A 21,801-nucleotide genomic window follows, 5' to 3' on the forward strand; every position below is an offset into this window, starting at 1 on the left:
GGGGGCTGCGCCCCCAGACCCCCGAAAAGATTGCGCAGTTCCCCGCGCCCCTAGGGGCCCCCGTACCCTGTAAGGGTTCGACCCCCTTGTTTCCCAGGAAGGCTTTCGTCCCCCATGGCTCAGCAGGACACCGATCAGCAGCACGCCGGCGTGCTTCCCGTGGATGACGAGGGCTTTGTCGTCGACAGCGAGGACTGTGAGGCGCGGGAGGCGGCGTACCGGGAGCGCGGCACGTCGCGGCCGATCACCGTCGTCGGGAACCCGGTGCTGCACAAGGAGTGCAAGGACGTCACCGCGTTCGACGACGAGCTGGCGAAGCTCGTCGACAACATGTTCGCGAGCCAGCACACCGCCGAGGGCGTGGGCCTCGCGGCCAACCAGATCGGCGTCGACCTGAAGGTCTTCGTGTACGACTGCCCGGACGACGACGGCGTGCGGCACACCGGCGTCGTCTGCAACCCCGTCCTGCGCGAGCTGCCCGCCGAGCAGCGGCGCCTCGACGACTCGAACGAGGGCTGCCTGTCCGTGCCGACGGCGTACGCCGAACTGGCGCGCCCCGACTACGCGGTGGTCGACGGCCGGGACGAGAAGGGCAACGCGATCACGGTGCGCGGCACCGGCTACTTCGCGCGCTGCCTGCAGCACGAGACCGACCACCTGTACGGGTACCTGTACATCGACCGGCTGTCGAAGCGGGAGCGCAAGGGCGCGTTGAAGCAGATGGAGGAGGGGACGCCGCGCTACCCGGTGGTCCCCAACTCCTGAGCAAACCCCCTTCCCCCACGGGGGAGTTGAGGCGTCACGCGGCGTCCGGTACGGAAGTGACCTCCGTCCGGGCGCCGTTCGCATGTGCGGGCGGGGGCCCAGTACCCGGTCGCGTACCGCCCGAATCCGGTCATGGCGCGTGAAGAATCGGGAAGTGTGGGGTAGTGAGGGAAGCAAATCCGTTCCCACAGCGGTCAGTTATGGTGCTGAATAGAAAGCGCGGGGTTACACGACGGCGCGCGACCGGCACAGCGGGAGGCGCGCGCCGCAGGCCACAGAGAGGGGTTACTACGTGCCTGCTTTCTCACATACGTCGGTTCCGGCGGCTGTGGCGCTTCCGGTGATCGAGGGTGGGTTTCCTCGCCGGCTGCACCCGTATTGGCCGAAGCTCCAGGGAAGGACCAGGTCCTGGCTCCTGGAAATGGGGGTCATGCCGCCGGACAAGGTGGCCAAGTATGCCGACGATCTCTGCTATTCGGACCTCGTCGCGGGCTACTACATCGGTGCGCCGGACGAACTGCTCGCGACGATCAGCGACTACAGCGCGTGGTTCTTCGCCTGGGACGACCGGCACGACCGCGACGTGATCCACGGCCGCGCGGACAACTGGCGGCGGCTCGTCGCCCAGCTGCACGCGGCGACCGAGGCGCCCGAACTCCATCTGGACCATGGGGATCCGCTGGTCGCGGGCTTCGCCGACTGCCTCCAGCGGTTCTACGGCTCGCTGAGCCGCAGCTGGAACGTGCGGTTCGCCCGGCACTTCCACCCGGTGATCGACGCGTACGACCAGGAGTTCAGGAACCGGACGACGGGAACCGTGCCCGCCGTCGACGCGTACATAGAGTTGCGCCGGCAGACCTTCGCGCACTGGATTTGGATAGACCTGCTCGAGGCGACGGCGCAGTACGAACTCCCGGCGTGGGTGCGGAAAACCCCGGCGTTCATGCGTGCGGCACTTGCCGTGCAGGATTTCTCGGCCTGGTACAACGACCTGTGTTCGCTCCCCAAGGAACTCGCGGGAAACGAATTCCACAACCTCGGGATAAGCCTCATCGAACACGAGGGTCTTTCCGTGACTGAAGCCGCCGCGGAAGTGCGGAGCCGGGTACTCGGATGTGTCGACGATTTCCTGGAGGCGGAAGTCGAGGTCGAGAACATCGCGAACGGCGTCGAGGTGCTCGGAGAGAAAGGGAAAGACCTCTCCGTGGCCATGAGGTCATGTCTGGAGAACATGCGGAACTGGTTCAGTTCCGTCTACTGGTTCCACCACGAATCGGGCCGCTATCAGGTCGACGACTGGGAGGACCGCAGCAATCCGCCGTACGTGAGCGACGAGCCGGTCGGCGCCGCCGGGCCCGGCGGCGCTCGCGTCCCGAGGCAGGCCCCCCACCGGATCCCCGACGGGGTCCCCGAACAGGCAGGTGAGTGCGCATGACCGTGGAATCCACGTTGCCGCCCCCGGCGCCCGGCCAGGCGGGAGCGTCGCTGCCGCCGCTCGCGCCCGGCGGTGCGCCGCTGCTCGGCCACGCTCCACAGATGCTCCGCGACCCGCTGGCCTTCCTGACCCGGCTGCGGGACGGCGGCGACGTGGTCCGGCTGCGGCTCGGCCCGAAGACGGTCTTCGCGGTCTGCGACCCCGTGCTGGTCGAGAAGCTCCTGAAGAGCCCGGACTTCCTCATAGGCGGCGCGATGTGGGACGCGCTCGAGGTGCTGCTCGGCGAGGGCGTGGCGAGCAGCAACGGGCAGAAGCACCGGCGCCAGCGCCGCGCCATCCAGCCCGCGTTCCGTGCCGAGCGGATGGCCGACTACGCCACGCTGATGGCGGAGGAGGCGCAGGCGACGGCCGACCGCTGGCAGGACGGGCAGACCGTCGACATCAACGCCGAGATGTTCCGCCTCGCGGCCCGGATCACGGCCCGCGCCATGCTGCACATCGACGCGGAGGACGACCGCTCGGACCGCCTCGGCGAGACGATGGGCACGGTCTTCGCCGGCATGTACCGGCGGATGATCCTGTCCTTCGGGCCGCTGTACCGGCTGCCCCTTCCCGCCAATCGGCGTTTCGAGCGCGCGATGGCCGAATTGCACCGCATGGTCGACGAGATCATCGTCGAGCGAAGGGCTCAGGCGGCCGAGGGAATCGACACCGGGGACCTTCTCGCGGCATTGCTCGACGCGCACGACGACGACGGCGAAGCGGTCACCGACCAAGAGATCCACGATCAGGTTCTGGCCCTCCTGTTGGCCGGGGGCGAGAATGTCTCCAAGACGCTGGCATGGACGCTCGGACTGCTCGCCGAACACCCCGACCACGAAAGCCGGTTGTACCAAGAGGTTGAATCGGCTACCGGTGGTGCCAGGCAGGTGGCTTTCGGTGACATCGGGAAACTCGCATATATGCGGAATCTCCTTACCGAGTCGATGCGCATTCGCCCCAGCGTGTGGATATTCACGCGCATTTCGGCGGCCGATACGACGCTCGGTGGCTATCGCATTCCGGCCGGTACGGACATCGTCTACAGCCCGTACGCGATGCAGCACGACCCGCGCTCGTTCGACGACGTGGACGTCTTCGACCCCGACCGCTGGCTGCCGGAGCGTGTCACGGACGTGGCGAACGTGGCGCACCAGCCGTTCGGCACCGGCAACCGCAAGTGCCCGGGCGACCACTTCAGCATGGTCGAACTCTCCCTGATCCTGGGCACGTTGGTGTCCAAGTGGCGGTTCGAGCAGGTCCCCGAGACGGAGGCGGTGGCGAAGCTGGGGATCACCATCGGGCCCAAGAACGGGAACCTGCGGGTGCGGGCCCGCGGCTGAACCGCCGTGTCCTAGGACGCGAGCCGCACCCGGAAGGTCCTTCTGAAGGCGTTGGGCGTCGTGCCCAGCGCCTTCATGAACTGGTGGCGCATCGCCGCCGCGGTGCCGAATCCGGCGCGCGCGGCGATCGCGTCCACCGTCTCGTCCGTGCGCTCCAGCAACTCCTGGGCGAACAGCACCCGTTGGCGCAGCAGCCAGCGGTACGGCGTCGTCCCGGTCTCCTGCTGGAAGCGCCGGGCGAAGGTGCGCGGGGACATGTGGGCCCGCGCCGCGAGCTCCTCCACGGTGGCCGGCTCGTCCAGGTGCCGCTCCATCCAGGACAGCACCTCGCCCACGGTGTCGCAGCGCGTCGCGGGCAGTGGGCGCTCCACGAACTGGGCCTGCCCGCCGTCCCGGTGCGGCGGTACGACCATGCGGCGGGCGATCGCGTTCGCGACCTCGGCGCCGTGCTCGGTCCGCACGATGTGCAGGCAGGCGTCGATGCCCGCGGCCGTCCCGGCGGAGGTGATGACCTGCCCCTCGTCGACGTACAGCACGTCCGGGTCGACGCGGGTGCGCGGGAACTGGATCGCCAGCTCGCGCTCGTACCGCCAGTGCACCGCGCACCGCCGCCCGTCGAGCAGCCCCGCGGCGCCGAGCACGAAGACGCCCGAGCACACGCTGAGGACGCGCGCGCCCCGGTCGACGGCCCGCCGCAGGGCGTCGAGCAGCTCGGGCGGATAGCCGTCCCGCGGCCGGTCGGCGGCGGGCACGGCGATGAGGTCCGCCTCCTCCAGGCGTTCGAGCCCGTACGGGGTGGAGACGGTCATGCCCGGCACATGGGTGCCGAGCGTCGGACCCGCGGCGGAGGCCACCGCGAAGTCGTACACGGGAAGCCCGGCCTCGCTCCGGTCGAGGCCGAACACCTCGCACACGACGCCGAGTTCGAAGGGATGCACGCCGTCGAGCAGCACGGCGGCCACGTTCTTCAGCATGTCTGCCAGTGTGCCGCAGACATGGCAGTAATTCGAGGGTCGGTGTCAGTCCTGCCACTGCCGCGCGCCGCCGAACCGGCGGACAGTGGAGGACATGACCACAGCACTGAACTACCTCGCCGTCCTCTTCGTCTTCCTCCTCCTGGCGACCCCGTCCCTGTACGGCATGGCCCACGACCGCCGCATCGACCGGCAGCTCCGCGAGGCCAGCCGGGCCGCCGAACGCCCGTCGGGCCGCGCGGAGTTCACCGAGGCGGCCTAGAAGTCCTCGTCGAACCCGACCGAGCCCTCGACCGCCACCTGGTACGCCGAGGGGCGGCGCTCGAAGAAGTTGGTCAGTTCCTGGACGCCCTGGAGCTCCATGAAGGAGAACGGGTTCTCCGAGCCGTAGACCGGCGGGAAGCCGAGGCGCTGGAGGCGCTGGTCGGCGACGCACTCCAGGTACTGGCGCATCGAGTCGGTGTTCATGCCCGGCAGGCCCTCGCCGCACAGGTCGCGCCCGAACTGCAGCTCCGCGTCGACCGCCTCCCGCAGCATGTCGGTGACCTGCTGCTGGAGCGCGTCGTCGAAGAGTTCCGGCTCCTCCTTGCGGACGGTGTCGACGACGTCGAAGGCGAAGCTCATGTGCATCGTCTCGTCGCGGAACACCCAGTTGGTGCCGGTCGCGAGGCCGTGCAGCAGGCCGCGGCTGCGGAACCAGTAGACGTAGGCGAACGCCCCGTAGAAGAACAGGCCCTCGATGCACGCCGCGAAGCAGATGAGGTTGAGGAGGAAGCGGCGGCGGTCCGCCTGGGACTCCAGGCGGTCCATCTCCTCGACCGAGTCCATCCACTTGAAGCAGAACTGGGCCTTCTCGCGGATGGACGGGATGTTCTCCACCGCGTCGAACGCCGCCGCCCGGTCCTCCGGGTCGGGGAGGTAGGTGTCGAGCAGCGTCAAGTAGAACTGGACGTGCACGGCCTCCTCGAAGAGCTGGCGCGAGAGGTAGAGGCGCGCCTCGGGGGAGTTGATGTGCTTGTAGAGGGTGAGGACGAGGTTGTTCGCCACGATCGAGTCGCCCGTCGCGAAGAACGCGACAAGCCGGCCGATCATGTGCTGCTCGCCCGGCGACAGCTTCGCGAGGTCGGCGACGTCCGAGTGGAGGTCGACCTCCTCCACCGTCCACGTGTTCTTGATCGCGTCGCGGTAGCGCTCGTAGAAGTCCGGGTAGCGCATGGGGCGCAGGGTCAGTTCGAAGCCCGGGTCGAGCAGGTTCTTGTCCGAAGAAGGAGTGGTCATTACTGGCAGGCCTCGCAGGACTCGGGGTTTTCCAGGGAGCAGGCGACCGCGTCCGGGTCCGGGGTCGCGGTCTGCGCGGGGACGGTGCTGTTGCCCGCCGCCCGCGCGATGCGCGTCGCCGGGCGCGAGCGCAGGTAGTACGTCGTCTTCAGGCCCGACTTCCAGGCGTACGCGTACATCGAGGAGAGCTTGCCGATGGTCGGCGTCTCCATGAAGAGGTTCAGGGACTGCGCCTGGTCGAGGAACGGGGTGCGCGCCGCCGCCATGTCGATGAGGCCGCGCTGCGGGATCTCCCACGCCGTGCGGTACAGGGCGCGGACCTCGTCGGGGATCCAGGTGAAGCCCTGCACCGAGCCGTTGGACTCGCGCAGCGCCTCGCGGGTCTGGGCGTCCCACACGCCGAGCTTCTTCAGCTCGTCGATCAGATAGCCGTTGATCTGGAGGAACTCGCCGGACAGCGTCTCGCGCTTGAACAGGTTGGAGACCTGCGGCTCGATGCACTCGTAGACGCCGGCGATGGAGGCGATCGTGGCCGTCGGCGCGATGGCGAGGAGCAGGGAGTTGCGCATGCCGACATCGGCGATGCGTTCCCGCAGCGCCGCCCAGCGCTCCGGCCACGTCAGCTGTACGTCGTAGTGGTCGGGGTGCAGCACGCCGCGCGCGGTACGGGTCTTCTCCCAGGCGGGGAGCGGCCCGTTGCGCTCGGCGAGGTCGGCGGAGGCCTCGTACGCGGCGAGCATGATGCGCTCCTGGATCCGCGTGGACAGGGCCCGCGCCTCCGCCGAGTCGAACGGCATGCGCAGCTTGAAGAAGACGTCCTGGAGGCCCATCGCGCCCAGGCCCACCGGGCGCCAGCGGGCGTTGGAGCGGCCCGCCTGGTCGGTCGGGTAGAAGTTGATGTCGACGACGCGGTCGAGGAAGGTGACGGCCGTGCGGACGGTCTCGTCGAGGCGCTTCCAGTCGATGTCGCCCTCGACCACGAAGGAACCGAGGTTGACCGAGCCCAGGTTGCAGACGGCCGTCTCCCCGTCGTCCGTCACCTCCAGGATCTCCGTGCAGAGGTTCGAGGAGTGGACCGTGTGGCCGGGCTCCGCCGTCTGGTTGGCGGTGCGGTTGGCGGCGTCCTTGAAGGTCAGCCAGCCGTTGCCGGTCTGCGCGAGGGTGCGCATCATGCGGCCGTACAGATCGCGGGCCGGGATGGTCCGCTGGGCCTTCCCGTCGGCCTCGGCCTTGCGGTACGCGGCGTCGAACTCCGCGCCCCACAGGTCGACCAGCTCGGGGACGTCGGCCGGGGAGAACAGGGACCACGGCTCGTCCGCGTTCACGCGGCGCATGAACTCGTCGGGGATCCAGTGCGCGAGGTTCAGGTTGTGGGTGCGGCGCGCGTCCTCACCGGTGTTGTCGCGCAGCTCCAGGAACTCCTCGATGTCGGAGTGCCAGGTCTCCAGGTAGACCGCGGCGGCACCCTTGCGGCGCCCGCCCTGGTTCACGGCGGCGACCGACGCGTCGAGCGTCTTGAGGAACGGCACGATGCCGTTGGAGTGCCCGTTCGTGCCGCGGATCAGCGAACCGCGGCTGCGGATACGGGAGTACGAGAGGCCGATGCCGCCCGCGTGCTTCGAGAGGCGGGCGACCTGGTGGTACCGGTCGTAGATCGAGTCGAGCTCGTCCAGCGGGGAGTCGAGGAGGTAGCAGCTCGACATCTGGGGGTGCCGGGTGCCGGAGTTGAAGAGCGTGGGGGAGGAGGGCAGATAGTCGAGGCGGCTCATCAGGCCGTAGAGCGCGGCCACCTCGTCGAGCGCCCGGACGCTGTCGTCCTCCGCGAGCCCCGCCGCCACGCGCAGCATGAAGTGCTGCGGGGTCTCGATGACGTGCCGGGTGATCGGGTGGCGCAGCAGGTAGCGGCTGTGCAGGGTGCGCAGGCCGAAGTAGCCGAAGCGGTCGTCGCCCGCGGTGTCGATCAGCGCGTCGAGGCGCGCCGCGTGCACCCGTACGAACTCGGCCGTGCGGTCCGCGATCAGGCCTTCGCGGTGGCCGACGGCGACCGATCCGGTGAAGGACGTGACGCCCTGTGAGGCGGCCTCGGCGGCGATGGAGCGGGTGAGCAGCCGGGCGGCGAGCCGGGAGTAGGCCGGGTCCTCGGAGATCAGCCCGGCCGCGGCCTCGGTGGCGAGATCGCGCAGCTCGGCCTCGTCGGCCCGCGCCGAGCGTCCCCGCAGGGCGGCAGCCGCGATTCTGCCGGGGTCGGCGTCGGGGAGGTCGGCGGTCAGCTCGGTCAGGGTGCGCAGCAGGGCTGCACCCGGGCCGTCCTCGGGGGTGGCTGAGACCGGTTCGGCGGGCGCGATGGTCACGTGGAGGCTCTCCCTCGCTCGGCTCGGGGCCTGCGGGGAGGAGGTGGCAGCGCGGGCGCGCACGGGGCGGGCCCTCGTCCACCGGCCCTTTCCGCGAGGCCCGGACGTCGTCGACGCCCGGGCCGGGCGGCTCGGGCGTACCGTCGACAGGTCATCGGACTCACGCGGGCGTTTTTGTACGCCTACGCACACCGTTGCGGGACAGTTCCGGATTCGCACCGGATTCCCCTGCGGCGACAGCGAGAGCGAGCATACATGTTGTGCCGGGCTTTCGCTTCAGCCCCATATGTTGTGTCGGCGTGCTCCTGGGGTCGGACCGGCTAGAGCTTCAACTCGTACGCCCGCAGCGTCACTTCCGGGATCGGGGACCAGTCGCGGTCCGGGATCCGGGTGAAGCCGAGGCGTTCGTAGAGGCGGTGCGAGGCGGTCGCGAGCGGCTGCGTGCACAGCACCAGCGCCGTCTTGCCGGCGGCGCGCGCCCGGTCGACCACGGCCCGCACGAGCGCCTCGCCGACGCCCTTGCCGCGCGCCTCGACGTCGACCGCGAGCATCCGGAACTCGGCCTCGCCGGCGCGGGAGACCTCCGCGTACGGGTGGTCGTGCGCGGGGACGTAGGTGACGCCGCCGAGGACCCGGCCGTCCGGCCCCTCGGCGACGAGGACCTCGGCCTGCCGCGCGCGTTTCTCGACGTCGCGCAGTTCGGCGGCGTACCAGTCGTCCTCGCCGAACGCGAGGAGGCCGCTGCCCAGGTAGGCGCGGGCACTCAACTCGCCGAGCACGGCGTACTCATCGGGGCGCACTGTTCTGATCACGACGCCATGGTTACGCGACCCGCGGCCGTGGTCGCAACGGTTTCCGGAAAAAGCTTCGGGCCCCTCCGAGTCGGAGGGGCCCGAAGCGTTCAGCTGTACGTGCCTAGTGGCCCGACGCCTCCGCGCCGACCTTCGGCAGGTCGACCTGGACGCCCTTGTCGCCCGCGTCGGCCGTGTAGTCCTCGGGCGCCGTCTCGTCGACGCCGTCCGGGGCCTTGAACGCCTTGAGGACGAAGGTCAGGACGACGGTGACGACGACGTTGAGGACGAACGCCGTCATGCCGATGTAGCCGATCTGGCCGATGCCGGGGATCTCCGCCGACGAGCCGCCGAAGTGCTTCTGCGTCGGCGACGCGACACCGTACGCGGCGAGCGTGCCGTACACCATGCCGACCGCCCAGCCGGCGAGCAGCGCCCAGCGGTGGAACCAGCGCGTGAACAGGCCGCCGACCAGGGCAGGGAAGGTCTGCAGGATCCAGATGCCGCCGAGCAGCTGGAAGTTGATCGCGACGGTCTTGTCCATGGTCAGGACGAAGGCCAGCGCGCCCACCTTCACGAGCAGCGAGACCAGCTTGGAGACCTTGGTCTCCTGCGCGGCCGTCGCGTCCGGCTTGATGAAGTCCTTGTAGATGTTGCGCGTGAAGAGGTTCGCCGCGGCGATGGACATGATGGCCGCGGGGACCAGCGCGCCGATGCCGATGGCGGCGAACGCGACGCCCGTGAACCAGTCGGGGAACATGTCCTCGAACAGCTGCGGAATCGCCAACTGCCCGTTCTGCACCTTGATCCCGGCCGCGATGGCCATGAAGCCGAGCAGCGCGAGCAGGCCCAGCATCAGCGAGTAGAGCGGCAGGATCGTGGTGTTGCGGCGGATCACGTTGCGGCTCTTGGAGGACAGGGTCGCCGTGATCGAGTGCGGGTACATGAACAGCGCGAGGGCGGAGCCGAGCGCGAGCGTCGCGTACGTCCATGTGCCCGATGAGCCCGGCGCGAGCCCGGCGACCGGTTTGCCCGCCGCCTCGTTCGCGGCGTCGAACTTGTCGCCCGCCGCCGAGAAGATGTGCTCGAAGCCGCCCAGCTTGATGGGGATGTAGATGATGGCGACCGCGATCACCAGGTAGATCAGCCCGTCCTTGACGAACGCGATCAGCGCGGGCGCCCGCAGGCCGGACGAGTACGTGTACGCGGCCAGCACGCCGAAGGCGAGCAGCAGCGGCAGGTCCTTGATGAACCAGTTGGTGTTCTCGCCGCCGCCGACGCCCATTACGTCCAGGACGGCCTGGATGCCGACCAGTTGGAGCGCGATGTACGGCATCGTGGCGAGGATGCCGGTGATCGCGACCGCGAGCGAGAGGCCCTTGGAGCCGAAGCGCCCGCGTACGAAGTCCGAGGTCGTCACGTACCCGTGCTTGTGCGAGACCGACCACAGGCGCGGCAGGAACGTGAAGATCAGCGGGTACACGAGGATCGTGTACGGCACCGCGAAGAAGCCGGAGGCGCCGGCCGCGTAGATCGCCGCGGGGACGGCGACGAAGGTGTACGCGGTGTAGAGGTCGCCGCCGAGCAGGAACCAGGTGATCCAGGTGCCGAACGAGCGGCCGCCGAGGCCCCATTCGTCGAGGCTGGCCTCGTTCTCGGCCTTCCGCCAGCGCGCGGCGAGGAAGCCCATGACCGTGACGGCCACGAAGAAGAAGATGAAGACGGTGAGCGCGACACCGTTGACGCCGCCGTTCACGCGCCTGCCCCTTCCGAAGTGGCCGAAGTGGCCTTACGGGCGCGCTGATCGCGCTGCCACAGCTTGTACGCGATCATCGTGAGCGCGGTCGAGACGAGCACCCAGAGCATCTGGTACCAGTAGAAGAACGGGATGCCGATGAAGGTCGGTTCGACCTTGGCGTACGAGCTGACCCAGAGCATCGCGACGAACGGTGCGACCAGACAGAGTGCAATGATCACGCGTACCGGCGTGACCACCGGTTGTTTCACTTCAGGCGCATCGGACATTTCGCGGTTCCGTCCCCTCGCTGATCAGAGATCCCACTTATCTCATGTTTAACGTGCGGGAAATCTAGGCGAGAGTCTTGATCTATGGAACCCCCGTCCGGATAACGGACGTACTCGCAGGCCCGCTCAGCAGCAGCGGAACCCCTGTCGCGGATCCGATTCCTGGCGGTCCGTCCGCATGCGCTCGAACTCGCGCCGGGACGGTACGGGCGCACCGGGGTGGGTCTCCCCGACGTGCGCCACGTACCGCTCGTAGGCACTCTCGTCCGTCAACTCCCGGACGAACCAGCGGACATACCTAGCCACCCGTAGCACTGCCGACGCCGGCATCGCGCGCCTCCGCCTTCTCCTTCTGCGTGGGGACGAGCCCGGCCGGTGCCACCAGCGTGGACTCGACGTACGGCGCCTCGCTCAGCTTCGACGACTGCGGGTTCCGTACGTGCTTCACGCATACCCGCAGCGCGTCGAGAACCACCACGACGATCAGGAGCGCGAGCGCCGCCGAAAGGACGCCGTCCACCGTGGAGTTGGTGACCACGGTGTGCATGTCGTCCATGGACTTGGCGGGCGGCAGGATCTTGCCCGCGTCGATGGCGTCCTGGTAGTTCGAGCGCTGCTGGAAGAAGCCGACGCGCGGGTCGGACGAGAACACCTTCTGCCAGCTGGCGGTCAGCGTCACGACGGTGTCCCAGATCAGCGGAACCCCGGTGATCCAGGCCCACTTGAGCCGCCCGGACTTCACGAGCAGCGTCGTGCAGACGGCGAGGGCGACCGCGGCGAGCAGCTGGTTGGAGATGCCGAAGATCGGGAAGAGCTGGTTGATCCCGCCGAGCGGCTCGTGCACGCCGACCCACAGGAAGTAGCCCCACAGGCCGACGACGACGGCGCTGGTGAGCAGTAGGCCCGGCTTCCAGCTGATGTTCCGGAACGGCTTGTAGACGTTGCCGAGCATGTCCTGGAGCATGAAGCGGCCCACGCGGGTGCCCGCGTCGAGCGCGGTCAGGATGAACAGCGCCTCGAACATGATCGCGAAGTGGTACCAGAAGGAGCGCAGCCCGCCCCCGGTCACCTGCGAGAAGATCTCCGAGACGCCGACGGCGAGCGTGGGCGCGCCGCCCGTACGGGACAGCAGGCTCGACTCCTCGACGTTCTTCGCGGCCTGCGCGAGCTCGGCGGGGGAGATCGAGTACCCGAAGTTCGCGACGGCCTGGGACGCGGACTGCACGCTGTCGCCGATGACGCCGGCGGGCGCGTTCATCGCGAAGTACAGGCCGGGGTCGATGATCGACGCGGCGACCAGCGCCATCACGGCGACGGACGACTCCATCAGCATGGAGCCGTAGCCGATCATCCGGACCTGCGTCTCCTTCTGGATCATCTTCGGCGTCGTGCCGGAGGAGATCAGCGCGTGGAATCCGGAGAGCGCGCCGCACGCGATGGTGATGAAGACGAAGGGGAACAGCGAGCCCGCGAAGACCGGGCCGTCGCCGCGCGAGGCGAAGTCGGTGACCGCGTCCATCTTCATGGTCGGCAGCGCGACGACGACGCCGATGGCGAGCAGCCCGATGGTGCCCAGCTTCATGAACGTCGACAGGTAGTCGCGCGGCGCGAGCAGCATCCACACCGGCAGGACCGAGGCCACGAAGCCGTAGATCACCATCCAGATGACGAGCGTGGACGGCGCGAGGGTGAACGTGTCGGCCCAGGAGGACTCGGCGACCCAGCGGCCCGCGACGAGCGCGATCAGCAGCAGCGCGACGCCGATCAGCGAGACCTCGGACACCCGTCCGGGCCGCAGTACGCGCAGATAGAAGCCCATGAGCAGGGCGATCGGGATGGTCATCGCGATGGAGAAGGTGCCCCACGGCGACTCGGCCAGCGCGTTCACCACGACCAGGGCGAGCACCCCGAGCAGGATGATCATGATGGCGAAGGCGGCGACCAGCGCGGCGGCCCCGCCGAACGGGCCGATCTCCTCGCGCGCCATCTGCCCGAGCGAACGCCCGTCGCGCCGCGTCGAGAAGAACAGCACGACCATGTCCTGCACCGCGCCCGCGAAGATCACGCCGACGATGATCCAGATGGTGCCCGGCAGATACCCCATCTGCGCCGCGAGCACGGGCCCGACCAGCGGGCCCGCCCCCGCGATGGCCGCGAAGTGGTGCCCGAGGAGCACGCGCCGGTCGGTGGGGTGGAAGTCCATGCCGTTGTTGAGCCGCTCGGCGGGCGTGGCCCGCTTCGCGTCGACCTTCAGGACCTTGTTCGCGATGAACTTCGCGTAGAAGCGGTAGGCGATGGCGTACGACCCGAGGGCGGCGGCCACCATCCACGCGGCGGAGACCTCCTCGCCGCGGGAGAGCGCGAGTACGGACCAGCCGGCCGCGCCCACTAGGGCGACCACGGTCCACAGGATGATGGTTCCAGGAGAAGCGGTACGCACCGGTCTGTCCTCCCCGTCCATGCGACGACGGGAGGACCGTAAGCCAGAGGGTGTGACCTGCGCTACACCGCGTGCGGGAAAGCGTCTACTCCGTTACCGGGCACGGCAGTTGAGCTAGTCGGTGGGCCGCTTCAGGCGCGCGACGAACTTGTACCGGTCGCCGCGGTACACCGAGCGCACCCACTCCACCGGCTGGCCCGAACCGTCGATCGAGTGGCGGGAGAGCATCAGCATCGGCAGGCCCACGTCCGTGCCGAGCAGGCCCGCCTCGCGCGGGGTGGCCAGCGAGGTCTCGATGGTCTCCTCGGCCTCGGCGAGGTGCACGTCGTAGACCTCGGCGAGCGCCGTGTAGAGGGAGGTGTACTTGGCGAGGCTGCGGCGCAGCGCCGGGAAGCGCTTCGCCGACAGGTGCGTGGTCTCGATCGCCATCGGCTCCCCGCTCGCGAGGCGCAGCCGCTCGATGCGCAGGACGCGGCCGCCCGCGGCGATGTCGAGGAGTTGGGCGAGCGTCTCGTCGGCGGTGACGTAGCCGATGTCGAGCAGCTGCGAGGTCGGCTCGAGGCCCTGGGCCCGCATGTCCTCGGTGTACGAGGTGAGTTGGAGCGCCTGGGAGACCTTGGGCTTGGCGACGAAGGTGCCCTTGCCCTGGATCCGCTCGAGCCGGCCCTCGACGACGAGCTCCTGGAGCGCCTGGCGGACGGTGGTGCGGGAGGTGTCGAACTCGGAGGCGAGCGTGCGCTCGGGCGGGACGGGGGTGCCGGGCGGCAGCGTCTCCGTCATGTCGAGCAGGTGCTTCTTGAGGCGGTAGTACTTGGGCACGCGTGCGGTGCGGACGGGTGCCCCGCTCTCGTTCTCCGCACTGCTGACGTCGGTGCTCATGCTCCGCCTTCCCGGCTCCGGTGCCGATGCGACCATTCGTCCCCGTCGGCCACGGCTCACATCGTGGCACGGCTCGCTCGGAGGAACTCCCTTTGAGCCTTCTCGCACGCACCGTGATCCCTTCTTATACCGCCCGGTGACCATCTGGTCTAGTCCACCCGCCGGAGTTGCTCGAGGGGCCCAACGGCCGTGCCCCGTCTGGCGGGTGTCGTTCCGATAACGGACGCGGAGACCTTTCTCGGCCACCCTTGACAGCCCTATTGGTCTGGGCCAAGCTCCCCGTACTGGTCTACACCATTAGTGATCAGGTCCCAGTCCCATCAGCCGGATCCGCGTACGCAGACGTGTGCTCGCCGTATGTCATCGCTGTGGGTGGGGGGTTGCAGGCATCCCTGAGGAGGGTGACATGAAGCGCAAGCTCATAGCGGCCGTTGGTGTCGCGGCCATGATGTCCGCGGTCGCGGCGTGCGGGGGCGACGGCGGCAGCGACGCCGGCAAGGCCCCGAAGGACCGCACCGGCGCCGTCACGGTCTGGCTGATGGTGGACGCGCAGAGCACCTGGCCCGGCCTGGTCAAGGACGTCAACGCGCAGTTCAAGAAGAAGTACCCGAAGGTCAAGGTCAACGTCTCGTACCAGCAGTGGGCGGACAAGGCCAAGAAGCTCGACACCGCCCTGGGCGGCGACAAGTTCCCCGATGTCGTCGAGCTCGGCAACACCGAGACCATGCAGTACATCCTCAACGGGGCGCTCGCCGAGATCGACCCGAAGAAGTACGACAACAGCGACACCTGGATCAAGGGCCTCAAGGACACCTGTTCCTTCGAGGGCAAGATGTACTGCGTCCCGTACTACTCCAGCGCGCGCGTCGCCATCTACAACAAGGACCTGCTGAAGTCGGCCACCGGCTCCGCCGAGCTGCCCACCGACGAGACGGCCTTCCTCAAGGCGATGGACAAGGAGACGGCGAAGCAGGGCGCGAAGGACAAGCGCTTCTCCTCGCTCTACCTGCCGGGCCGCTACTGGTACGCCGCCATGTCCTACGTCCAGGCGTACGGCGGTCAGATCGCCACGTACGACGACGGCACCAAGAAGTGGAAGGGCGCCCTCTCCGACGCCAAGTCGCAGGAGGGCATCCAGCACTTCATCGACCTGGTGAAGAAGTACAACAAGGGCGACATCACCAAGGACGAGCAGGACCACGCCAACGTCATGGCCAACGAGAAGGCCGGCGTCCTGTACGGCAACGGCTGGGAGGCCGGCTCCGTCGTCGACGGCAAGGCCAACGGCAACCCGAAGCTGAAGGACAAGATCGCCGTCGCCTCCATGCCCGGCCCGAACGGCAAGACCCTGCCGTCCTTCGTCGGCGGCTCCGACCTCGCCGTCACCCAGAAGTCGAAGAACGCGGACCTCGCCCAGGACTGGATCTCCATGTTCACGAGCGAGAAGTCCCAGGACGTCCTCACCTCCAAGAACGTGCTGCCGAGCAACACCAAGCAGCTGCAGCCGCTGAAGGAGAAGAAGGAGACCGAGGCGGCGGCGAACGCGGTGGAGAGCGCCTGGTTCACGCCGATCGCCCCGGGCTGGACCGCGATCGAGAAGGAGGAGGTCCTGAAGAACATGCTGCTCGACATCCTCAAGGGCAAGTCCGTCGCCTCGGCCACCAAGGCGGCCGACGCGAAGATCGACGAGCTGATCAACAAGGAGTCCTGAGCCTTCGGGCTCCGGAGCGAGGGGCGGGGCCGGCACCGACCGGCCCCGCCGTTCCACCCTCTTCTCCGTTTCGCAGAGAACGAGAAAGGTCAGCCACGTGACTGCCGCCGACACCAAGGCCGCCGGGCCACCGCCCCTCGCGGCGGGCACCCCGGAAGGGGACGTGCTCACCAAGGGCATCAAGGGCCCCCGTGGCCCCGGCCGCCCCCCGCGGAAGAAGGGGGCGTCGCTCCCTTACCTCCTGATCCTGCCGGCGATCGTCGCGCTGGCCGCTGTCTATGCGTACCCCCTGGTCAAGACCGTGATCATGTCCTTCCAGGACATGGGGCGCCGCGAACTGTGGACGGGGGACAGCCCGCCGTGGGTCGGCTTCGACCAGTTCACCAACATCCTCGGCGATGCCGAGTTCTGGCAGGTCACCGTCCGCACGGTGGTCTTCATGGTGGTCTGCGTCGCGCTCACCATGGCGATCGGCCTGCTGATCTCGCTGCTGATGATGCGCCTGTCGGCCTGGGTGCGCCTCACGCTCACCACGGCGCTGATCGCCGCCTGGTCGATGCCGCTGCTCGTCGCCTCGTCGATCTTCCGCTGGCTCGCCGACTCCGACTACGGCCTGATCAACACGCTCATCGCCAAGGTCGCGGGCGACGACTGGCTCGGCCACAACTGGTTCCTCGACCCGCTGCAGGGCTTCTCGGTCATCGCCGCGCTCGTCATCTGGGGCGCCGTCCCGTTCGTCGTGATCACCCTGTACGCGGCCCTCACCCAGGTCCCCGCGGAGCTGGAGGAGGCCGCCCAGCTCGACGGCGCCACCGCCTTCGGCGTCTTCCGCTTCGTCACCTGGCCGGTCATCAAGCCCGTCTTCATCATGGTCACCACGCTCTCGGTGATCTGGGACTTCAACGTCTTCGGGCAGATCTGGCTGCTGCGCGGCAACAAGCCCGAACCCGACTACGAGACCCTCGGTCTCTACTCCTTCTCCAAGGCGTTCACCTCGACGTCCTTCAGCCAGGGCACCGCGATCGCCCTGATCACCGTGCTGCTGCTCTCCGGGGTGGCCGTGTACTACCTGCGCCAGCTCATGAAGACAGGAGAGGTCGAATGAGCGCCTCCACCGCACCGGTCAAGGAGGGGCTGCGCCCCGACCTGCGCCCCGACCGCAAGAAGACCAGGCTCGGCTACAACGTCCTCGGGCTCGTCATCGCCGTCGTGATGGCCTTCCCGGTCTACTGGCTGATCATCTCGGCCCTGCGCCCCAACCACGAGATCCGGTCCTACGACCAGACGCTGTGGCCCTCGTCGATCACCTTCGACAACTTCGCCCGCGCCGTGAAGCAGCCGAACTTCGGCACCGCGATCCAGTCCAGCCTCGTCATCTCGATCACCGCCGTCGTCGGCGGCATGGTCATCGCGACCCTCGCGGCGCTCGCCATCGGCCGCTTCCGCTTCACCGGCCGGCGCGCGCTGCTCATGGCGCTGATCCTGGTCCAGATGCTGCCGCCGACCGCGATGCTCATCCCCATCTACACCCAGCTCAACGCGATGGGCGGACTCAACGAGTACTGGGGCGTCATCGTCGTCTACCTCGTCTCCACGCTGCCCTTCGCCACGGTGATGATCCGCGGCTTCGTGGTCAACATCCCCGTGGAGCTGGAGGAGTCGGCGATGGTCGACGGCTGTACGCGCATGGCCGCGTTCCGCCGCGTCGTCTTCCCGCTGCTCGCCCCCGGCCTCGCCGCCTCCTCGATCTTCGCCCTCGTCAACGCGTGGAACGAGTACCTGTTCGCGTACATCCTGATGAACGAGGACTCGAAGTACACCCTTAACGTGTGGCTGATGACGTTCACGACCGAACGAGGCACCGACTACGGCGCGTTGATGGCCGCGTCCACGATGATCGCTCTGCCGGTGGTGATCTTCTTCATGTTCATCCAGAAGAAGATGGCCACGGGACTCACATCCGGCGCCGTGAAGGGATAACGCACCCCGATGACAAACCGGTCGACATTGACACGTGGAACCGACACTCTGACGCGCGACGCCCTGACCGTCCTGCAGCCCGGCTTCACCGGCACATCGGCGCCCGACTGGCTGCTGCGCCGGCTCGGCGAGGGCCTCGCGTCGGTCGGGCTGTTCGGACGCAATATCGCGACGGCCGAACAACTGGCCGCTCTCACCGCCCAATTGCGCTCCGAGCGCGACGACGTCCTGGTCGCCATCGACGAGGAGGGCGGCGACGTCACCCGCCTCGAGGTCCGCACCGGCTCGTCCTTCCCGGGCAACCACGCGCTCGGCGCGGTCGACGACCCGGGGCTCACCCGCGCCGTGGCCGCCGAGCTCGGCCGCCGGCTCGCCGAATGCGGGGTCAACCTCAACTGGGCGCCCTCCGCCGACGTCAACGCCAACCCGGACAACCCGGTGATCGGCGTACGTTCCTTCGGCGCGGACACCGCCCTCGTGGCCCGGCACACCGCCGCGTACGTCGAGGGCCTGCAGTCCGCCGGCGTCGCCGCCTGCGCGAAGCACTTCCCGGGACACGGGGACACGGCGGTCGACTCGCACCACGACGTGCCGCGCATCGACGTCGGCCTGGACGTGCTGCACGGCCGTGACCTCGCCCCGTTCCGCGCGGCCATCGCGGCGGGCTCGCGGGCCGTGATGAGCGCGCACATCCTGGTGCCCGCGCTCGACCCGGAGTACCCGGCAACGTTGTCGCGCCGCATCCTCACGGGCCTGCTGCGCGAGGAGTTCGGCTATGACGGCCTGATCGTCACGGACGGCATGGAGATGCAGGCCATCTCCGCGACGTACGGCATCGAGCGCGGCAGCGTCCTCGCCATCGCCGCGGGCGCCGACGCGATCTGCGTGGGCGGCGGGCTCGCCGACGACGACACGGTGCTGCGGCTGCGCGACGCCCTGGTGGGCGCGGTGCGCTCCGGCGAGCTGCCGGAGGAACGGCTCGCGGACGCGGCGGCGCGGGTCCGCGCGCTGTCGAAGTGGGCGACGGCGTCGGCCCGCACCGGGACCCGGGAGGGCAACCCCGAGGTGGGGCTCGACGCGGCGCGCCGCGCGGTCACGGTGACGCGCGGGGGGAACGTGGCGCCGGTCTCGGGACCCGTGCACGTCGCCGCCTTCACGCCCGTCGCCAACATCGCGGTCGGCGACGAGACCCCCTGGGGCGTCGCCGCCGAGCTCGAACGCCTGCTGCCCGGCACCACCACCGGCTCCTACACCGGCCCCGACGCGGGGTCCGCCGCCCTGGCCGCCGCGGGGGAGCGGCGTGTGGTGGCGGTGGTCCGCGACGAGCACCGGCACCCGTGGATGGCCCGGGCCCTGGACGACCTGCTGGCGGCCCGCCCGGACACCGTCGTCGTGGAGATGGGCGTCCCCCAGGCCCCGCCACGCGGCGCGCTGCACATCGCGACGCACGGGGCGGCGCGGGTCTGCGGAATCGCTGCCGCTGGGGTGATCGTCGGCGGTTGAGGCCGTCCATGGCCAGGCCTCGGGGCTCTGCCCCGGCCCCCGCTGCTCAATCGCCGCAGGGGCTTGAAAATACGGTGCCGGTCACCCCCGAACAGGGGCGACCGGCACCGTCGCGTGGTCCTGGTGGGCCTACAGCCCCTGCCACTCCGGCTTGTTGGCGTACGTGTGCCGGAAGTAGTCCGCCAGCTTCAGCTTCGACGCCGCCGCCTCGTCGACCACGACGGTCGCGTGCGGGTGCAGCTGCAGCGCGGAGGCCGGCACCACGGAGGCGACCGGGCCCTCGACGGTCGCGGCCACCGCGTCCGCCTTGCCCTCACCGGTGGCGAGCAGCACCAGGTGCCGCGCCTCCAGGATCGTCCCGATGCCCTGCGTGATCACATGCCGCGGCACCTGGCTCAGGTCCCCGTCGAAGAACCGCGCGTTGTCCGTGATCGTCTGCTCGGTCAGCGTCTTGATCCGGGTCCGCGAGGCGAGCGAGGAACACGGCTCGTTGAACCCGATGTGCCCGTCCGTGCCGATCCCGAGCAGCTGCAGGTCCACGCCCCCGGCCTCGACGAGCGCCCGGTCGTACGCCTCGCAGGCGGCCTGCACGTCGGCGGCGCTGCCGTCGGGACCCATGAACGCCGCCTCGCTCAGCCCGAGCGGCTCGACGACCTGCCGCAGCACCGTCGCCCGGTACGACTCGGGGTGCCCGGTCGGCAGCCCCACGTACTCGTCGAGCTGGGCGATCCGTGCCTTCGACGCGTCGACCGCGCCGGCGTCCACCTGGGCCGCCAAGGCCTCGTAGATGGGCAGCGGGGTCGAGCCGGTGGCCACACCGAGCAGTGCGTCGGGCTTGCGCCGCAGCAGCTGGGCCATGGCCTCGGCGATCAGCTCGCCACCTGCCTTGGCGTCCGGAACGATCACAACTTCCACGCTGGGCCTGCCGTTCTGGTCAGAGGAGACGGGATGACATGTGGTATAGACCAATCTAACAGAGCGCGACCCCGCCGGTCAGGCCCTTCACCACACCTCTTCGTCCATGCTCGGCGCTGCGCCGGAGCCCGGCACCTCGAGCGCCCGGTAGGCGGCGCGGGCACGGTGCGGCCACAGTGGAAGGTGCCAGGGGCCCTCGATTCCGGCCCGGCCCCCGTCGCCCCACCGGAGGTGCCCGTATGACCGCCACTCCGCCCGTCCCGGAGCGCCCCGGCCGGATCATGACGCGGGAGATGCACGAGCAGCCCGACGTGCTGCGCCGCCTCCTCGCCGACGGCGCCCCGCGCATCCAGGACGTGGCCCGCCGGGTCGCCGACCGCGCCCCCCGCTTCGTCCTGCTCACCGCCCGCGGCACCTCCGACAACGCCGCGCTCTACGCCAAGTACCTCCTGGAGATCCGCCTCGGTCTGCCCTGCGGTCTCGCCTCGATGTCCACCACGACGGCCTACGGCGCCCGCCCCGATCTGCGCGACGTCCTCGTGATCACGGTCAGCCAGTCCGGCGGCTCGCCCGACCTGGTCGCCTCCACGAAGGCCGCCCGCGAGGCCGGCGCGATCACCCTCGCCGTGACCAACAACCCGGACTCCCCGCTGGCCGCCGTCTCCGAGCACCACATCGACATCATGGCCGGGCCCGAGAAGGCGCTGCCCGCGACGAAGACGTACACCGCGTCGCTGCTCGCCCTGTACCTCTTCGTGGAGGGCCTGCGGGGCGGCGACGGGGCGGCCGCCGCCGTGCTGCCCGGCCACGCCGACCGGATCCTGGCCCGCCAGGACGAGGTCCGCACCCTGGCCGCCCGCTACCGCTTCGCCGGGCGGATGGTGATCACCTCCCGCGGCTACGGCTATCCGACCGCCAAGGAAGCCGCCCTCAAGCTGATGGAGACCAGCTACATCCCCGCCCTCGCGTACTCCGGCGCCGACCTGCTGCACGGACCGCTCGCCATGGTCGACAACATCTCCCCGGTGATCGCCGTGGTCACGGACGGCCGGGGCGGGGAGGCCCTCCAGCCCGTCCTCGACCGGCTGCGCGGGCGCGGCGCCGATCTGATGGTGGTCGGCCCCGAGGCCCAGGTGGCCCGCGCGTCCGCCGGTTTCGTGCTGCCGACCGCAGGAGTGGCGGAGGAGGTCCAGCCGGTGCTCGAGATCCTCCCGCTCCAGCTCCTCGCCTACGAGGTGACCATCGCCCGCGGCCAGGACCCCGACGCCCCGCGCGCCCTCGCGAAGGTGACGGAGACCAGGTGAACCGAATCCGCCCGGCACTCGTGGGGAAGGTCGTACGTTGGGCAAGTGCGGATGCGGAGAACAAACCT

At 69.3% G+C, this 21,801-nt stretch carries 19 protein-coding genes and 1 riboswitch; of the genes, 9 read left to right on the forward strand and 10 right to left on the reverse strand.

The window, feature by feature from the left end:
• The first annotated feature begins 114 nt into the window (after positions 1 to 114).
• The 3 genes from def to ACZ7L4_RS23870 all read left to right on the forward strand — a co-directional run bounded on the left by def (position 115) and on the right by ACZ7L4_RS23870 (position 3,582).
• Positions 115 to 765 carry a peptide deformylase gene (gene def, locus ACZ7L4_RS23860; RefSeq protein ID WP_472105312.1) on the forward strand — a complete coding sequence of 217 codons (651 nt, stop codon included), beginning with the start codon at positions 115 to 117 and terminating at the stop codon, positions 763 to 765.
• A gap of 292 nt (positions 766 to 1,057) precedes the next feature.
• A complete protein-coding gene (locus tag ACZ7L4_RS23865; RefSeq protein WP_472105314.1) occupies positions 1,058 to 2,200 on the forward strand; it encodes a terpene synthase family protein in 1,143 nt (380 codons plus the stop codon).
• On the forward strand, positions 2,197 to 3,582 hold the full coding sequence (locus ACZ7L4_RS23870; RefSeq protein ID WP_472105316.1) for a cytochrome P450: 1,386 nt from the start codon (positions 2,197 to 2,199) through the stop codon (positions 3,580 to 3,582). The genes ACZ7L4_RS23865 and ACZ7L4_RS23870 overlap by 4 nt, the downstream gene beginning before the upstream one ends.
• Before the next feature lie 11 nt (positions 3,583 to 3,593).
• Here ACZ7L4_RS23870 and ACZ7L4_RS23875 read toward each other — a convergent pair whose 3' ends face one another.
• Positions 3,594 to 4,556 carry a helix-turn-helix domain-containing protein gene (locus tag ACZ7L4_RS23875; RefSeq protein WP_472105318.1) on the reverse strand — a complete coding sequence of 321 codons (963 nt, stop codon included), beginning with the start codon at positions 4,554 to 4,556 and terminating at the stop codon, positions 3,594 to 3,596.
• A 94-nt stretch (positions 4,557 to 4,650) separates the two neighbouring features.
• Between ACZ7L4_RS23875 and ACZ7L4_RS23880 the strand changes: the two genes are divergently transcribed.
• Complete coding sequence (locus tag ACZ7L4_RS23880; RefSeq protein WP_472105320.1) at positions 4,651 to 4,818, forward strand: hypothetical protein; 168 nt, start codon at positions 4,651 to 4,653, stop codon at positions 4,816 to 4,818.
• Here the strand turns inward: ACZ7L4_RS23880 and ACZ7L4_RS23885 are convergent.
• The 8 genes from ACZ7L4_RS23885 to ACZ7L4_RS23920 form a co-directional block, all read right to left on the reverse strand.
• Complete coding sequence (locus ACZ7L4_RS23885) at positions 4,815 to 5,834, reverse strand: ribonucleotide-diphosphate reductase subunit beta (protein WP_472105322.1); 1,020 nt, start codon at positions 5,832 to 5,834, stop codon at positions 4,815 to 4,817. The two genes, ACZ7L4_RS23880 and ACZ7L4_RS23885, sit on opposite strands and share 4 nt — an antisense overlap.
• Positions 5,834 to 8,185 (reverse strand): ribonucleoside-diphosphate reductase subunit alpha, encoded by a 2,352-nt coding sequence (locus ACZ7L4_RS23890; RefSeq protein ID WP_472105324.1) that lies wholly within the window; start codon positions 8,183 to 8,185, stop codon positions 5,834 to 5,836. Before ACZ7L4_RS23890 ends, ACZ7L4_RS23885 begins: the two co-directional genes overlap by 1 nt.
• Before the next feature lie 128 nt (positions 8,186 to 8,313).
• Positions 8,314 to 8,444, reverse strand: a riboswitch (cobalamin riboswitch).
• 61 nt (positions 8,445 to 8,505) lie between these two features.
• Positions 8,506 to 8,997, reverse strand: coding sequence for a GNAT family N-acetyltransferase (locus ACZ7L4_RS23895; RefSeq protein WP_472105326.1), 492 nt, complete (start codon positions 8,995 to 8,997; stop codon positions 8,506 to 8,508).
• 103 nt (positions 8,998 to 9,100) lie between these two features.
• Positions 9,101 to 10,732, reverse strand: coding sequence for a monocarboxylate uptake permease MctP (gene mctP / locus ACZ7L4_RS23900; protein ID WP_472105328.1), 1,632 nt, complete (start codon positions 10,730 to 10,732; stop codon positions 9,101 to 9,103).
• A complete protein-coding gene (locus ACZ7L4_RS23905) occupies positions 10,729 to 11,001 on the reverse strand; it encodes a DUF3311 domain-containing protein (protein WP_472105330.1) in 273 nt (90 codons plus the stop codon). The genes mctP and ACZ7L4_RS23905 overlap by 4 nt, the downstream gene beginning before the upstream one ends.
• Positions 11,002 to 11,127: 126 nt before the next feature.
• On the reverse strand, positions 11,128 to 11,331 hold the full coding sequence (locus ACZ7L4_RS23910) for a YbdD/YjiX family protein (protein WP_450812504.1): 204 nt from the start codon (positions 11,329 to 11,331) through the stop codon (positions 11,128 to 11,130).
• Complete coding sequence (locus ACZ7L4_RS23915; protein ID WP_472105332.1) at positions 11,300 to 13,441, reverse strand: carbon starvation CstA family protein; 2,142 nt, start codon at positions 13,439 to 13,441, stop codon at positions 11,300 to 11,302. The genes ACZ7L4_RS23910 and ACZ7L4_RS23915 overlap by 32 nt, the downstream gene beginning before the upstream one ends.
• A gap of 114 nt (positions 13,442 to 13,555) precedes the next feature.
• The gene (locus ACZ7L4_RS23920; RefSeq protein WP_472105334.1) at positions 13,556 to 14,320 is read right to left on the reverse strand and encodes a GntR family transcriptional regulator; all 765 of its coding nucleotides are present in this window, start codon (positions 14,318 to 14,320) and stop codon (positions 13,556 to 13,558) included.
• 406 nt (positions 14,321 to 14,726) lie between these two features.
• Here ACZ7L4_RS23920 and ACZ7L4_RS23925 point away from each other — a divergent pair, with 406 nt between their 5' ends.
• From ACZ7L4_RS23925 to ACZ7L4_RS23940, 4 genes are all read left to right on the forward strand, one after another.
• The gene (locus ACZ7L4_RS23925; RefSeq protein ID WP_472105336.1) at positions 14,727 to 16,031 is read left to right on the forward strand and encodes a sugar ABC transporter substrate-binding protein; all 1,305 of its coding nucleotides are present in this window, start codon (positions 14,727 to 14,729) and stop codon (positions 16,029 to 16,031) included.
• Positions 16,032 to 16,128: 97 nt separating this feature from the next.
• Complete coding sequence (locus ACZ7L4_RS23930) at positions 16,129 to 17,136, forward strand: carbohydrate ABC transporter permease (protein ID WP_472105338.1); 1,008 nt, start codon at positions 16,129 to 16,131, stop codon at positions 17,134 to 17,136.
• The gene (locus ACZ7L4_RS23935) at positions 17,133 to 18,011 is read left to right on the forward strand and encodes a carbohydrate ABC transporter permease (RefSeq protein ID WP_472105339.1); all 879 of its coding nucleotides are present in this window, start codon (positions 17,133 to 17,135) and stop codon (positions 18,009 to 18,011) included. Before ACZ7L4_RS23930 ends, ACZ7L4_RS23935 begins: the two co-directional genes overlap by 4 nt.
• 9 nt (positions 18,012 to 18,020) lie before the next feature.
• The gene (locus ACZ7L4_RS23940) at positions 18,021 to 19,514 is read left to right on the forward strand and encodes a glycoside hydrolase family 3 protein (RefSeq protein WP_472105341.1); all 1,494 of its coding nucleotides are present in this window, start codon (positions 18,021 to 18,023) and stop codon (positions 19,512 to 19,514) included.
• 129 nt (positions 19,515 to 19,643) lie between these two features.
• On the opposite strand, the gene nagB is transcribed toward ACZ7L4_RS23940, so the two are convergent.
• Positions 19,644 to 20,429: a glucosamine-6-phosphate deaminase gene (gene nagB / locus ACZ7L4_RS23945; protein ID WP_472105343.1), complete on the reverse strand. Its 786-nt coding sequence runs from the start codon at positions 20,427 to 20,429 to the stop codon at positions 19,644 to 19,646.
• Between the two features lie 239 nt (positions 20,430 to 20,668).
• Here nagB and ACZ7L4_RS23950 point away from each other — a divergent pair, with 239 nt between their 5' ends.
• Positions 20,669 to 21,733, forward strand: coding sequence for an SIS domain-containing protein (locus ACZ7L4_RS23950; RefSeq protein WP_472105345.1), 1,065 nt, complete (start codon positions 20,669 to 20,671; stop codon positions 21,731 to 21,733).
• Positions 21,734 to 21,801 lie beyond the last annotated feature (68 nt).

The organism is Streptomyces sp. NPDC107575 (assembly GCF_055657265.1).